Source organism: Pseudomonas sp. TMW22090 (assembly GCF_022496665.1).
GTDB classification, from domain to species: Bacteria; Pseudomonadota; Gammaproteobacteria; order Pseudomonadales; family Pseudomonadaceae; genus Aquipseudomonas; species Aquipseudomonas gregormendelii.
The window spans coordinates 650,918-664,756 of the sequence record NZ_SCFH01000002.1 but is presented as its reverse complement, the minus strand read 5'-3'; the positions used below and the strand labels follow the sequence as shown (position 1 = coordinate 664,756).

Below are 13,839 nucleotides of genomic sequence, written 5' to 3'. Positions count from 1 at the left end.
GCGTGAACCTTCGGTTCGCGAAACGAGCGAAGGCGACCCCAGGGTCGCCTTCGTGCTTTCTGCCGCTTGGCTTGCAAGCGGTTTGGTAGGGGGCTTAGATTTTCGCGGTGACGACCATTTTCTTGGCGTGAGCCAGGGATTCCTTGGTGAGATCGATGCCGCCCAGCATGCGCGCCACTTCTTCCACCCGGTCATTCTTGCTGAGCTTGGACACGGCGGTACGCGTCGCGTCCTCCCCGCGCACTTTATGCACAAATAGATGTTGATGACCTTGGGCGGCCACCTGCGGCAAGTGGGTCACCGTCAGTACCTGGCCGCGTTCGCCGAGGCGGCGCAGCAACTGGCCGACAATTTCTGCGGTGGGGCCACCGATGCCCACGTCCACTTCGTCGAATACCAGGGTTGGCACCCGAGAGGTTTGGGCGGTGATCACCTGAATGGCCAGGCTGATCCGCGACAACTCGCCACCCGACGCCACTTTCGCCAGGGCTTTGAGCGGCTGGCCGGGGTTGGCGCTGACCAGCAATTCGACCTGCTCCAGCCCGTTAGGCAGCAGTTCATCACTGGCGTTGGGGCGCAATTCGATACTGAAGCGCCCGCCGGGCATGCCCAGGCGCTGGATTTCCTGTTCCACTGCGCTGGCCAGGCTGCCTGCTGCCTGGCTGCGCAGGTCGCTGAGGTCGCGGGCCTTCTCGTGATAATGGCGGGCGTAAGACGCCAGCTCATCACTCAAGCGCTCGATGGATTCGTCGTTGGCATTGAGTGTCTCGATTTCATCCAGCAGTTTCTGCTGCATTTCCGCGACTTCGGTCGGCTGGATGCGGTGCTTGCGTGCCATGGTGTAGATCGCATCCAGGCGTTCCTCCAGGTACTGCAGGCGTGCGGGGTCGGCATCGAAGTTGTCGAGGAAACGATTTAGCTCGCCAACGGCTTCTTCGACCTGGATCTGTGCGCTGGTCAGCAGGCTGCTGGCTTCGCCCAGGGCGCCGATGGAGTTGTTCACGCTCGACAGACGATTGAGGCTGGCCGTCAGGGCGTTCAAGACATTTCCTGAATCACTTTCGCTGCATTGCTCGACCACTTGGCGGCAAATGCCCAGCAGTGTCTCGGCATTGGTCAGGTTCTTGTGCTCCTGCTCCAGCTGTTCCAGCTCGTTTTCGCCAAGGCCCAGGTTTTCCAGTTCTTCGAGCTGGTAGCTGAGCAGTTGATGGCGGGCACGCTGTTCGTCGCCGGAGTTGGAGAGGCGGTCCAGTTCGTGGCGGGTCTGGCGCCAGCGCTGGGCGGCCAGTTGAACATGGCGGGCCAGGTCGGTTGCGCCGGCATACTCGTCCAGCAGGCGGCGGTGGGTGTCGGTTTTCAGCAGGGACTGGTGTTCGTGCTGGCTGTGGATGTCGATCAGCAGTTCGCCGAGGGACTTGAGGTCGCCGAGGGGGCAGGGGGTGCCATTGATGTAGCCGCGGGAACGGCCCTCGGCGGTGATCACCCGGCGCAGGATGCATGGCCCATCGCTGTCGAGGTCGCGCTCGGCCAGCCAGGCGCTGGCTTCAGGGATGTCGACGAGGTCGAAGGTGGCCAGGATGTCGGCCTTGTCTGCGCCTGGTCGCACCACGCCGCTGTCGGCGCGATCGCCCAGGGTCAGGCCCAGGGCGTCGAGCATGATCGACTTGCCGGCGCCGGTTTCCCCTGTGATCACGCTCATCCCGCGATCAAGTTCCAGATCGAGATGTTCAACGATGGCGTAGTTATGTACAGACAGGTGCACCAGCATAAGGGCCGCTCCCAGGTGTTAGGTCTGGTTATTTATACAGTGTTTTCATTCTGGCTGACAATGCCCTCGCTTAGCTCGATTCGCTTGATCCGACGAAACCCTTAGTGCTGGGTGGAATCACAATGCAGCTCTTTTTTGTAGGGTTAATCCGCTCGGGCCCTTGAAGCTGATTTTTGCGGCCCCATATAGCTGGGCAGAAGCGCGAGTTGAGCTCGCGGACGTAATTGAAAGGAGAAATCTATGGCTGACGAACAGACAGTGGATACGCAAAATCCAGACGCCAATCAGGCGCCCGAGACTTCGGGTGACGACCTGGCGACCCGTGTACAAGTGCTCGAAGAGCAACTGGCAGGCGCTCAGGATCAGGCTTTGCGTGTAGCCGCAGATCTGCAGAACGTCCGCCGTCGCGCCGAGCAGGATGTAGAAAAGGCTCACAAATTTGCGCTGGAAAAATTCGCCGGCGACCTGCTGCCGATCATCGACAGCCTGGAGCGTGGCCTGGAGTTGTCCAACCCGGATGACGAAAGCATCCGCCCAATGCGTGAAGGCATCGAGCTGACCCTGAAAATGTTCCAGGACACCCTGAAGCGTTATCAGCTGGAAGCGATCGACCCGCATGGCGAACCGTTCAACGCCGTTCTTCACCAGGCAATGGCCATGCAGGAAAGCGCCGACGTTGAGCCAAACAGCGTGCTCAAGGTGTTCCAGAAGGGCTATCAGCTCAATGGTCGCCTGCTGCGTCCGGCCATGGTCGTGGTCAGCAAGGCCCCTGCGCCAGTTTCGCCTTCTATTGACGAGCAGGCTTGAAATTAGCCGCAAGGCCCCCATTTAGAAGTCAAGCGTTTAAGTGCTACCGCAGTTAGCCACCACTGCTGCGGCAACCAAATCCAAAGTTTCGGGAGAGTTAAAATGGGCAAAATTATCGGTATCGACCTGGGGACTACCAACTCCTGCGTCTCCGTGATGGAAAACGGCAAGGCCAAAGTTATCGAAAACGCTGAAGGCGCGCGTACCACGCCGTCGATCATCGCTTACGCCAACGATGGCGAAATCCTGGTTGGCCAGTCGGCCAAGCGTCAGGCAGTGACCAATCCGCATAACACCCTGTACGCGGTGAAGCGTCTGATCGGTCGCAAGTTCGACGAAGAAGTCGTACAGAAAGACATCAAGATGGTCCCTTACAAAATCGCCAAGGCTGACAACGGCGACGCATGGGTAGAAGTGAACGGCCAGAAAATGTCGCCGCCACAAATCTCGGCTGAAATTCTGAAGAAAATGAAGAAGACCGCCGAAGACTACCTCGGCGAGCCAGTGACCGAAGCGGTGATCACCGTTCCGGCCTACTTCAACGACAGCCAGCGTCAAGCGACCAAAGACGCCGGCCGCATCGCGGGCCTGGACGTTAAACGTATCATCAACGAACCAACCGCAGCGGCTCTGGCTTACGGTATGGACAAGGCCAAGGGCGATCACACCGTGATCGTTTACGACCTGGGCGGCGGTACTTTTGACGTTTCCGTGATCGAAATCGCTGAGGTTGATGGCGAGCACCAGTTCGAAGTACTGGCCACCAACGGTGACACGTTCCTGGGCGGTGAAGACTTTGACATTCGTCTGATCGACTACCTCGTCGACGAATTCAAGAAAGAAAGCGGCATGAACCTCAAGGGTGACCCGCTGGCGATGCAGCGCCTGAAAGAAGCCGCTGAAAAAGCCAAGATCGAACTGTCTTCGAGCAATTCGACCGACGTGAACCTGCCGTACATCACTGCAGACGCTACCGGTCCGAAGCACTTGAACGTGAAAATCTCCCGCGCCAAGCTGGAAGCGCTGGTTGAAGACCTGGTTCAACGCACCATCGAACCATGCCGCATCGCTCTGAAAGACTCCGGTATCGACGTTGGCGCCATCAACGACGTGATCCTGGTGGGCGGTCAGACCCGTATGCCACTGGTTCAGAAGCTGGTAACCGAGTTCTTCGGTAAAGAAGCTCGTAAAGACGTGAACCCGGACGAAGCCGTTGCCATGGGTGCTGCTATCCAGGGCGCAGTATTGGCCGGTGACGTGAAAGACGTTCTGCTGCTCGACGTCAGCCCGCTGACCCTGGGTATCGAAACCATGGGTGGCGTGATGACTGCGCTGATTGAGAAAAACACCACGATTCCTACCAAGAAATCGCAAGTGTTCTCGACTGCCGACGACAACCAGGGCGCGGTGACCATCCACGTGCTGCAAGGTGAGCGTAAGCAAGCCGCGCAGAACAAGTCTTTGGGCAAGTTCGACCTGGCCGAGATTCCACCAGCACCACGTGGCGTGCCACAAATTGAAGTGACCTTCGACATCGACGCCAACGGCATTCTGCACGTAGGCGCCAAGGACAAGGCCACTGGCAAGACTCAGTCGATCGTGATCAAGGCCAACTCCGGTCTGTCCGAGGAAGAGATTCAGCAGATGATTCGCGATGCTGAAACCAACGCCGACGAAGATCGCAAGTTCGAAGAGCTGGCTGCTGCCCGTAACCAGGGTGATGCGCTGGTGCACTCGACTCGCAAAATGATCGCTGATGCTGGCGACAAGGTGAGCGCTGAAGAGAAGACTGCAATCGAAGCGGCTGTAGTAGCCCTGGAAGCCGCTGTCAAAGGCGACGACAAGGCTGCGATCGAAGCCAAGGTTGAAGAGTTGTCGAAAGTCTCCGCTCCAGTGGCGCAGAAGATGTACGCCGAACAGGCCCAGCCTGCTGATGGCGCTGCACCGCAGGACGAAAAGGCTGAGAAGGCCGATGACGTCGTCGACGCTGAGTTCGAAGAAGTCAAAGACAACAAGTAAGTTGTTGGTCGCCCGGTTGACTGCCTTCAGGCGGTGACTGGTAGGATGTCGCCGCGCGGGAGCCTGCTCCCGCGTTGGCGTGTCTGGAGTACGAGAATTTTTTGCAGCATGCGACAAAGGCGGAGTGAGTGGCTTGTTCGTTAGAGCAAGTTCGGATGCCAGGGCGCCATAGCCAAGGCGCCGCGACGACTCATAGCGTGCTATGGGGAGGAGCGGCAACGCAGGGTATGGTGCTCGGGCGCCGAAATTGCCTAACGAACAAGCCATTCAGTCCGCCCCAGTGTTGGTGGTATGGCCGGGAATGCTCCTGCTTTTCGCGCCGCAAGTACCGCAATGAATCAAAGACCAGGATCGTTGAATTGACGTGAGTTGGGTCCGGGCCTGTATTGGGGCTCAACGAGTTTGGCAAGGCTCAGGAGAGGTTTGCCGGACGTCCTCAAGAGTGCAAAGACTTATGGCAAAGCGTGACTATTACGAAGTGTTGGGTGTTGAGCGTGGCTCAAGCGAAGCAGACCTGAAGAAGGCCTACCGCCGCCTGGCAATGAAGCATCACCCGGACCGTAATCCCGATGACAAAGCGTCGGAAGAGATGTTCAAGGAGGCCAACGAGGCCTACGAAGTGCTGTCCGATTCGAGCAAGCGCGCCGCTTACGACCAGTACGGTCATGCCGGCGTCGACCCGAGCATGGGCGGCGGTGGGCCAGGTTTCGGTGGTCAGAATTTCTCCGACATCTTTGGCGATGTGTTCAGCGATTTCTTCGGTGGCGGTCGCGGCGGTGCTCGTGGCGGCGCCCAGCGCGGCAGCGACCTGCGCTACACGCTGGAGCTGAACCTGGAAGAGGCGGTGCGCGGTACGACCGTGAATATCCGCGTTCCGACATTGGTCAACTGCAAGCCGTGCGATGGCTCGGGTGCCAAGAAGGGCTCGGCGCCTGTTACCTGCCCGACCTGTGGCGGCATCGGCCAGGTTCGCATGCAGCAAGGCTTCTTCTCGGTACAGCAGACCTGCCCGCGCTGCCATGGCCAGGGCAAGATCATTTCCGACCCGTGCGATTCCTGCAACGGTGACGGTCGTATCGAAGAGTACAAGACCCTGTCGGTGAAAGTGCCGGCCGGTGTTGATACCGGTGATCGCATCCGCCTGTCCGGCGAAGGCGAGGCGGGCGCCCAGGGCGGCCCGACTGGCGACCTCTATGTGGTGATCAACGTGCGTGAGCACGCGATCTTCCAGCGCGACGGCAAGCATCTGTTCTGTGAAGTGCCGATCAGCTTCGTCGATGCGGCGCTGGGTGGCGAGCTGGAGATTCCGACCCTGGATGGTCGAGTCAAGCTGAAGATCCCCGAGGGCACCCAGACCGGCAAGCAGTTCCGTGTCCGTGGCAAAGGCGTTGCGCCGGTGCGCGGTGGCGGTGCCGGCGACCTGATGTGCCGGGTGGCGGTCGAAACCCCGGTAAACCTGGGTCGTCGTCAGCGCGAATTGCTGGAAGAGTTCCGCAGCTCGCTGGCGGACGATAACAGCCATTCGCCGAAAACCACCGGCTGGTTCGAAGGCGTGAAGCGCTTCTTCGGCGATTTGTAAGGGGAAGGGCATGCGACGTATTGCAGTGATGGGCGCCGCCGGGCGCATGGGTAAAACCCTGATTGAAGCCGTGCAGCTAACCCCGGGCGCCGGCCTGACGGCGGCTGTGGATCGTCCCGACAGCACGCTGGTCGGTGCGGATGTCGGTGAGCTGGCGGCGCTGGGTCGCATTGGCGTTCCGCTGTCTGGTGACCTGGCTCGGGTGGCCGACGAGTTCGACGTGCTGATCGACTTCACTCACCCGACAGTGACCCTGAAGAACCTCGCCTTCTGCCGCAAGCACGGCAAGGCGATGATCATCGGCACAACGGGTTTCAGTGTCGAAGAGAAGCAGCTGCTGGCCGAGGCGGGCAAGGACATTCCAATTGTCTTCGCTGCCAACTTCAGCGTCGGCGTCAACCTGTGCCTGAAACTGCTCGATACGGCGGCGCGGGTGCTGGGTGATGACGTCGATATCGAAATCACCGAGGCTCACCATCGGCATAAAGTCGATGCGCCGTCAGGCACTGCCGTGCGCATGGGCGAGGTGATTGCCGATGCCCTAGGCCGTGATCTGAAGAAGGTTGCGGTGTACGGTCGTGAGGGTCAGACCGGCGCTCGCGAGCGCGAGACCATCGGTTTTGCCACCGTGCGTGCCGGCGACATCGTTGGCGATCACACGGTGCTGTTCGCCGCCGACGGTGAGCGCGTCGAGATCACTCACAAGGCCTCCAGCCGCATGACCTTCGCCAAGGGTGCGGTGCGTGCCGCATTGTGGCTGGACGGGCGTGAGCCTGGTCTGTACGACATGCAAGACGTGCTCGACCTGCGTTAAGATGCACCGGAAATCGGGCTCGCGCGCAGCGTTTGAGCCCGGTTTTACTCCGCCAAGCGACGACCTGTCGCATTCTCCGGCCTTTAAGGCTCATTGGCGGTAGACCAAAAAGGCCTTTTTCTGTAAGCTACAGCTTTAGTGTGTTCACTAAAAGCGCGCAGAATAATTCAGTGAATGAGCGGGGTGACGTGTCCATACGTCACTCCGCTTTTTTACACCTGCGATCGCCCTTTCAGGCTTTATTTACGGGAGGTCTTCTTGACTAAGCCAGCCATACTCGCCCTTGCTGATGGCAGCATTTTTCGCGGCGAAGCAATTGGAGCCGACGGTCAAACCGTTGGTGAGGTGGTGTTCAATACCGCCATGACCGGCTATCAGGAAATCCTTACCGATCCTTCCTACGCCCAACAGATCGTTACCCTGACTTACCCGCACATCGGCAACACCGGCACCACGCCGGAAGACGCCGAGTCCGACCGCGTCTGGTCCGCTGGCCTGGTCATCCGTGACCTGCCACTGGTTGCGAGCAACTGGCGCAACACGATGTCCCTGTCCGATTACCTGAAAGCCAACAACGTCGTGGCCATCGCCGGTATCGACACCCGTCGCCTGACCCGCATCCTGCGTGAGAAAGGTGCACAGAACGGCTGCATCATGGCCGGCGACAACATCTCCGAAGAAGCCGCCATCGCCGCCGCCCAGGGTTTCCCTGGCCTTAAGGGCATGGACCTGGCGAAAGTCGTCAGCACCAAAGAGCAGTACGAGTGGCGCTCGACGGTCTGGGACCTGAAAACCGACAGCCACGCGACCATCGACGCTTCTGAGCTGCCGTACCACGTGGTCGCCTACGACTACGGCGTAAAACTGAACATCCTGCGCATGCTGGTCGAGCGCGGTTGCCGCGTCACCGTGGTTCCGGCCCAGACGCCAGCGGCCGACGTGCTGGCGATGAAACCCGATGGCGTGTTCCTGTCCAACGGCCCGGGTGACCCGGAGCCATGCGACTACGCGATCCAGGCGATCAAGGACGTACTGGAAACCGAGATCCCGGTATTCGGTATCTGCCTCGGTCACCAGCTGCTGGCCCTGGCCTCCGGCGCCAAGACCCTGAAGATGGGGCACGGCCACCACGGTGCCAACCACCCGGTGCAGGACCTGGACAGCGGTGTAGTCATGATCACCAGCCAGAACCACGGTTTTGCGGTGGACGAAGCGACCCTGCCGGCCAACGTGCGCGCGATCCACAAATCGCTGTTCGACGGCACCCTGCAAGGCATCGAGCGTACCGACAAGAGCGCCTTCAGCTTCCAGGGTCACCCGGAAGCCAGCCCTGGCCCGAACGACGTAGCGCCATTGTTCGATCGCTTCATCAACGAGATGGCCAAGCGACGCTGATCGCTCGCCCTGATGCAGCAAAGCTTGAGGGCGGCCCCCATCGGCGGCCCCCTCAAGGCTTCACAGATTGAACAAGACGGCTTGCCGACTGACCTGCGGATTTGAGTGACAAACCCATGCCAAAACGTACAGACATTAAAAGCATCCTGATTCTCGGCGCTGGCCCGATCGTGATCGGCCAGGCCTGCGAATTCGACTACTCCGGCGCCCAGGCCTGCAAAGCCCTGCGCGAGGAGGGCTACCGCGTCATCCTGGTGAACTCCAACCCGGCGACCATCATGACCGACCCGGACATGGCCGACGCCACCTACATCGAGCCGATCAAGTGGCAGACCGTTGCCAAGATCATCGAGAAGGAGCGTCCGGACGCTCTGCTGCCAACCATGGGTGGCCAGACCGCCCTGAACTGCGCCTTGGACCTGGAGCGCGAAGGCGTCCTGGAAAAATTCGGCGTAGAGATGATCGGCGCCAATGCCGACACCATCGACAAGGCTGAAGACCGCTCGCGCTTTGACAAGGCGATGAAATCCATCGGCCTGGACTGCCCGCGCTCGGGTATCGCCCACAGCATGGAAGAAGCCAACGCAGTGCTCGAGAAGCTTGGCTTCCCGTGCATCATCCGTCCGTCCTTCACCATGGGCGGCACCGGTGGCGGTATCGCGTACAACCGTGAAGAATTCGAAGAAATCTGCGCCCGTGGCCTGGACCTGTCGCCAACCAAAGAGCTGCTGATTGACGAATCCCTGATCGGCTGGAAAGAATACGAGATGGAGGTTGTCCGCGATAAGAAGGACAACTGCATCATCGTCTGCTCCATTGAAAACTTTGACCCGATGGGTGTGCACACCGGTGACTCGATCACCGTTGCGCCGGCACAGACCCTGACGGACAAGGAATACCAGATCATGCGTAACGCCTCCCTGGCGGTACTGCGCGAAATCGGCGTGGAAACCGGCGGCTCCAACGTCCAGTTCGGCATTTGCCCGGACACTGGTCGCATGGTGGTCATCGAGATGAACCCGCGGGTATCCCGTTCGTCGGCACTGGCCTCCAAAGCCACCGGTTTCCCGATTGCGCGCATCGCTGCCAAGCTGGCGATCGGCTACACCCTGGATGAACTGCAGAACGAAATCACCGGCGGTGCTACGCCTGCGTCCTTCGAGCCGTCCATCGACTACGTCGTGACCAAGCTGCCTCGCTTCGCCTTCGAGAAATTCCCGAAAGCCGACGCGCGCCTGACTACTCAAATGAAGTCGGTAGGTGAAGTCATGGCCATCGGCCGGACTTTCCAGGAATCCTTGCAGAAAGCGTTGCGCGGCCTGGAAGTGGGCGTTTGCGGCCTGGACGAGAAGCTCGACCTGAGCAATCCGGAAAGCATGAGCATCCTCAAGCGCGAACTGACCGTGCCGGGTGCCGAGCGTATCTGGTACGTGGCTGACGCCTTCCGCGCCGGCCTGTCGGTCGAAGACATCTTCGGCATGAACATGATCGACCCGTGGTTCCTGGTGCAGATCGAAGATCTGATCAAGGAAGAAGAGAAGGTCAAGACCCTGGGTCTGGCCAGCATCGACCGCGACCTGATGTTCAAGCTCAAGCGCAAAGGCTTCTCCGACATGCGTCTGGCCAAGCTGCTGGGCGTGACCGAGAAGGCGCTGCGTCGTCACCGCCACAAGCTGGAGATCTTCCCGGTCTACAAGCGCGTTGACACCTGCGCGGCCGAGTTCGCCACCGACACCGCCTACATGTACTCGACTTACGAGGAAGAGTGCGAAGCCGCCCCTTCGGGTCGCGACAAGATCATGATCCTCGGCGGCGGCCCTAACCGTATCGGCCAGGGCATCGAGTTCGACTACTGCTGCGTGCACGCGGCATTGGCCCTGCGCGAAGACGGTTACGAGACCATCATGGTCAACTGCAACCCGGAAACCGTTTCCACCGACTACGACACCTCCGATCGCCTGTACTTCGAGCCAGTGACCCTGGAAGACGTGCTGGAAATCTGCCGCGTCGAGAAGCCAAAAGGCGTGATCGTCCAGTACGGCGGCCAGACCCCGCTGAAACTGGCGCGTGCCCTGGAAGAAGCCGGCGTGCCGATCATCGGCACCAGCCCTGACGCCATTGACCGCGCTGAAGACCGTGAGCGCTTCCAGCAGATGGTCGAGCGCCTGAACCTGCGCCAGCCGCCGAACGCCACCGTGCGCAGCGAAGACGAAGCGATTCGCGCTGCCAGCAAGATCGGTTACCCGCTGGTGGTTCGTCCGTCCTACGTGTTGGGCGGTCGTGCGATGGAAATCGTCTACGAAGAAGAAGAGCTCAAGCGCTACCTGCGTGACGCGGTGAAAGTGTCCAACGACAGCCCGGTGCTGCTCGACCACTTCCTCAACTGCGCCATCGAGATGGACGTGGATGCGGTCTGCGACGGCACCGACGTGGTGATCGGCGCGATCATGCAGCACATCGAGCAGGCCGGCGTTCACTCCGGTGACTCCGCTTGCTCCCTGCCGCCGTACTCGCTGCCTGCGCATATCCAGGACGAGATGCGCGAACAGGTCAAGAAAATGGCCCTGGAACTGGGCGTTGTCGGCCTGATGAACGTACAGTTGGCGCTGCAAGGCGAAGACATCTACGTCATCGAAGTCAACCCGCGCGCTTCCCGTACCGTACCTTTCGTGTCCAAGTGCATCGGTGTTTCCCTGGCAATGATCGCGGCGCGCGTCATGGCCGGCAAAACCCTGAAGGAAATCGGCTTCACCAAGGAAATCATTCCTAACTTCTACAGCGTGAAAGAGGCGGTATTCCCGTTCGCCAAATTCCCTGGTGTGGACCCGATCCTGGGCCCTGAGATGAAGTCCACCGGTGAAGTAATGGGCGTGGGCGACACCTTTGGCGAAGCATTCGCCAAGGCCCAGATGGGCGCCAGCGAAGTGCTGCCGACCGGCGGTACCGCGTTCATCAGCGTGCGCGACGATGACAAGCCACTGGTTGCAGGGGTAGCCCGTGATCTGATCAACTTGGGTTTCGAAGTGGTTGCCACCGCCGGTACTGCCAAGCTGATCGAAGCCGCAGGCCTGAAAGTGCGCCGTGTGAATAAGGTGACCGAAGGTCGTCCGCACGTGGTCGACATGATCAAGAATGACGAAGTCACCCTGATCATCAACACCACCGAAGGTCGCCAGTCGATCGCCGACTCGTACTCCATTCGTCGTAACGCGCTGCAGCACAAGATCTACTGCACCACGACTATTGCTGCTGGCGAAGCCATCTGCGAAGCGTTGAAGTTCGGTCCCGAGAAGACTGTGCGCCGCTTGCAGGATCTACACGCAGGATTGAAGGCATGATCAAGTACCCAATGACCGTCCAGGGCGCCAAAGCCCTGGAAGAAGAACACGCTCACCTGACCAAGGTCGTCCGTCCGAAGCTCAGCCAGGACATCGGGACGGCCCGCGAGTTGGGTGACCTGAAGGAAAACGCCGAGTACCACGCTGCCCGCGAGCAGCAAGGGATGGTCGAGGCGCGGATTCGTGACATCGAAGGCCGGATTCAGAATCAGGTCATCATCGACGTCACGTCCATTCCTCACACCGGTAAAGTGATTTTCGGCACCACCGTTGAAATCGCCAACGTCGAGACGGATGAGCGCGTCACTTACCACATCGTGGGTGAGGACGAAGCTGACTTCAAACTCGGCAAGATTTCGGTGGGTTCACCACTGGCCCGCGCCTTGATCGCCAAGGAGGAGGGTGACGTGGTTGCCGTGAAGACGCCGGGTGGCGTTATCGAGTATGAGATTGTCGAAGTTCGCCACATCTGATAAGCCATGGCGCCCGCTTCGTGCGGGCGCGATGCTCTGGCAGCTGACCCAGATGCTATGGGTAGGCGGCCTGTGGCTGTTGCATATCGGTCTGCTGCCGGTGCTGGGCTGGATTGGCCTGGCGCCGCTGCTGATCGACGAAATTGCAGGCATGCTGAATGCGCTGATGGTGGCGTTTGCCGCAGCGTGTGTGATTTTTCAGGCTTTGGTGCTGATTCAGGCCGAGGGCCTTGCCAGTCTATGGCGCGATATCCGCGGGCAACTGCTGTTGATGGCGCTGTATGCGTGCGGGATGTTTTTTGCCGTGCGCCTGGGGTGGCCGGATGCCTTGCCCTGGCAGGTTTTCAGCTATCTGGTCCTGGGGTTTTCCGGGCTGGTGCTGGTGCTGCAGCCGGTACCTGGATGGAGTGGCAGGGTGCGCGAAGCACACCCTTGACCCTTGTCATCACTTGAAGCGATGGACGTTCGACAGCTGCTTGTTGACGCTGAAGTTCTTGCGGTGAATCAGTGCCATCTTGCCGATGACCTGGACCAGGTCCGCTTTACCGACCTTGCACAGCTCTGCAATGGACGCCAGGCGCGATTCGCGATCGAGGATGTTGAGCTTGATCTTGATCAGCTCGTGATCCGCCAAAGCGCGTTCAAGTTCGGCTAACACACCTTCAGTCAAACCGTTGTCCGCCACGATCAAAACCGGTTTCAGATGGTGGCCAATGGATTTGTACTGTTTCTTCTGCTCTTGAGTGAGCGGCATAATCTGACCCTTTCGTCTGGATTCTGTAAAATGGCGGCCATTTTACCCGAGGGCTCGTGGATCCGCCCAATTAATCACGACCCTTATCATCGAGGTGCCCAATGGCGCGTTCCAAGACAAGCCTTGGCTGGCTGAAAAGACATGTCAATGATCCCTATGTGAAGCAGGCGCAGAAGGATGGTTACCGCTCGCGTGCGAGCTACAAGCTTCTGGAAGTCCAGGAGAAATACAAGCTGATCCGTCCGGGTATGAGCGTTGTCGACCTGGGTGCGGCGCCCGGCGGCTGGTCGCAGGTCACCAGTCGGCTGATCGGTGGTCAGGGGCGCCTGATTGCCTCGGACATTCTGGAAATGGACAGTATTCCGGACGTGACTTTCATCCAGGGTGACTTCACCCAGGACGAAGTACTCGCCCAGATCCTTGAAGCCGTGGGTAATTCGCAGGTGGACCTTGTGATTTCCGATATGGCCCCCAATATGAGTGGTACGCCTGAAGTAGATATGCCAAAAGCCATGTTTCTATGTGAACTGGCGCTTGATCTGGCGGCTCGGATACTCAAGCCGGGTGGTAATTTCGTGATCAAGGTGTTTCAGGGCGAAGGGTTTGATGCTTACGTGAAGGACGCTCGTCAGAAATTCGACAAGGTCCAGATGATCAAGCCGGACTCTTCCCGTGGCAGTTCCCGCGAGCAATACATGCTGGCTTGGGGCTTTCGCCGTCCTGCCGAGTAAGGTTTTTTAGCGGGTCGATAGGATTTTCGTATTTCGCCCCGCGGGCAATAGCGAATATTGTGTAGAAAGTGTTTCACAAAGGGTTACAGACGGCGCCTGCCAGAGCCGTTCGTAATGTAGTAAGTTAGGCCGGTGAATATCATGCGAAGCGCGCGCCATTA

Annotated in this window: 11 protein-coding genes; 9 read left to right on the top strand and 2 right to left on the bottom strand. The window is 59.4% G+C overall.

Going from position 1 to position 13,839, the window contains the following annotated elements:
- Positions 1-94: 94 nt before the first annotated feature.
- Complete coding sequence (gene recN, locus EQV97_RS09150; RefSeq protein ID WP_240888842.1) at positions 95-1,768, bottom strand: DNA repair protein RecN; 1,674 nt, start codon at positions 1,766-1,768, stop codon at positions 95-97.
- A 240-nt stretch (positions 1,769-2,008) separates the two neighbouring features.
- Between recN and grpE the strand changes: the two genes are divergently transcribed.
- The 8 genes from grpE to EQV97_RS09110 all read left to right on the top strand — a co-directional run bounded on the left by grpE (position 2,009) and on the right by EQV97_RS09110 (position 12,629).
- Positions 2,009-2,575 carry a nucleotide exchange factor GrpE gene (gene grpE / locus EQV97_RS09145; protein ID WP_122837458.1) on the top strand — a complete coding sequence of 189 codons (567 nt, stop codon included), beginning with the start codon at positions 2,009-2,011 and terminating at the stop codon, positions 2,573-2,575.
- A 102-nt stretch (positions 2,576-2,677) separates the two neighbouring features.
- Entirely contained in the window at positions 2,678-4,594 is a 1,917-nt protein-coding gene (gene dnaK / locus EQV97_RS09140) for a molecular chaperone DnaK (protein WP_122837459.1), read from the top strand.
- A gap of 454 nt (positions 4,595-5,048) precedes the next feature.
- Positions 5,049-6,173: a molecular chaperone DnaJ gene (gene dnaJ, locus EQV97_RS09135; RefSeq protein WP_045060052.1), complete on the top strand. Its 1,125-nt coding sequence runs from the start codon at positions 5,049-5,051 to the stop codon at positions 6,171-6,173.
- A 10-nt stretch (positions 6,174-6,183) separates the two neighbouring features.
- Positions 6,184-6,987 (top strand): 4-hydroxy-tetrahydrodipicolinate reductase, encoded by an 804-nt coding sequence (gene dapB, locus EQV97_RS09130; protein WP_240888841.1) that lies wholly within the window; start codon positions 6,184-6,186, stop codon positions 6,985-6,987.
- Between the two features lie 258 nt (positions 6,988-7,245).
- Complete coding sequence (gene carA, locus EQV97_RS09125; RefSeq protein WP_045060050.1) at positions 7,246-8,382, top strand: glutamine-hydrolyzing carbamoyl-phosphate synthase small subunit; 1,137 nt, start codon at positions 7,246-7,248, stop codon at positions 8,380-8,382.
- 116 nt (positions 8,383-8,498) lie between these two features.
- Positions 8,499-11,720 carry a carbamoyl-phosphate synthase large subunit gene (carB, locus tag EQV97_RS09120; protein ID WP_045060049.1) on the top strand — a complete coding sequence of 1,074 codons (3,222 nt, stop codon included), beginning with the start codon at positions 8,499-8,501 and terminating at the stop codon, positions 11,718-11,720.
- A complete protein-coding gene (gene greA, locus EQV97_RS09115; RefSeq protein WP_008029775.1) occupies positions 11,717-12,193 on the top strand; it encodes a transcription elongation factor GreA in 477 nt (158 codons plus the stop codon). Before carB ends, greA begins: the two co-directional genes overlap by 4 nt.
- Positions 12,194-12,224: 31 nt before the next feature.
- A complete protein-coding gene (locus EQV97_RS09110) occupies positions 12,225-12,629 on the top strand; it encodes an MFS transporter (protein ID WP_122837461.1) in 405 nt (134 codons plus the stop codon).
- A gap of 9 nt (positions 12,630-12,638) precedes the next feature.
- On the opposite strand, the gene EQV97_RS09105 is transcribed toward EQV97_RS09110, so the two are convergent.
- The gene (locus EQV97_RS09105) at positions 12,639-12,947 is read right to left on the bottom strand and encodes a YhbY family RNA-binding protein (RefSeq protein ID WP_045060047.1); all 309 of its coding nucleotides are present in this window, start codon (positions 12,945-12,947) and stop codon (positions 12,639-12,641) included.
- A gap of 101 nt (positions 12,948-13,048) precedes the next feature.
- Here EQV97_RS09105 and rlmE point away from each other — a divergent pair, with 101 nt between their 5' ends.
- Positions 13,049-13,678, top strand: a complete 630-nt coding sequence (gene rlmE, locus EQV97_RS09100) for a 23S rRNA (uridine(2552)-2'-O)-methyltransferase RlmE (protein ID WP_122837462.1) — start codon at positions 13,049-13,051, stop codon at positions 13,676-13,678.
- Positions 13,679-13,839: the final 161 nt, after the last annotated feature.

Coding starts and splice junctions, on each gene's coding strand:
- dnaK (WP_122837459.1), top strand. CDS start 2,678: ATGGGCAAAATTATCGGTATCGACCTGGGGACTACCAACTCCTGCGTC.
- EQV97_RS09110 (WP_122837461.1), top strand. CDS start 12,225: ATGCTCTGGCAGCTGACCCAGATGCTATGGGTAGGCGGCCTGTGGCTG.
- dapB (WP_240888841.1), top strand. CDS start 6,184: ATGCGACGTATTGCAGTGATGGGCGCCGCCGGGCGCATGGGTAAAACC.
- carB (WP_045060049.1), top strand. CDS start 8,499: ATGCCAAAACGTACAGACATTAAAAGCATCCTGATTCTCGGCGCTGGC.
- dnaJ (WP_045060052.1), top strand. CDS start 5,049: ATGGCAAAGCGTGACTATTACGAAGTGTTGGGTGTTGAGCGTGGCTCA.
- greA (WP_008029775.1), top strand. CDS start 11,717: ATGATCAAGTACCCAATGACCGTCCAGGGCGCCAAAGCCCTGGAAGAA.
- recN (WP_240888842.1), bottom strand. CDS start 1,768: ATGCTGGTGCACCTGTCTGTACATAACTACGCCATCGTTGAACATCTC.
- EQV97_RS09105 (WP_045060047.1), bottom strand. CDS start 12,947: ATGCCGCTCACTCAAGAGCAGAAGAAACAGTACAAATCCATTGGCCAC.
- rlmE (WP_122837462.1), top strand. CDS start 13,049: ATGGCGCGTTCCAAGACAAGCCTTGGCTGGCTGAAAAGACATGTCAAT.
- grpE (WP_122837458.1), top strand. CDS start 2,009: ATGGCTGACGAACAGACAGTGGATACGCAAAATCCAGACGCCAATCAG.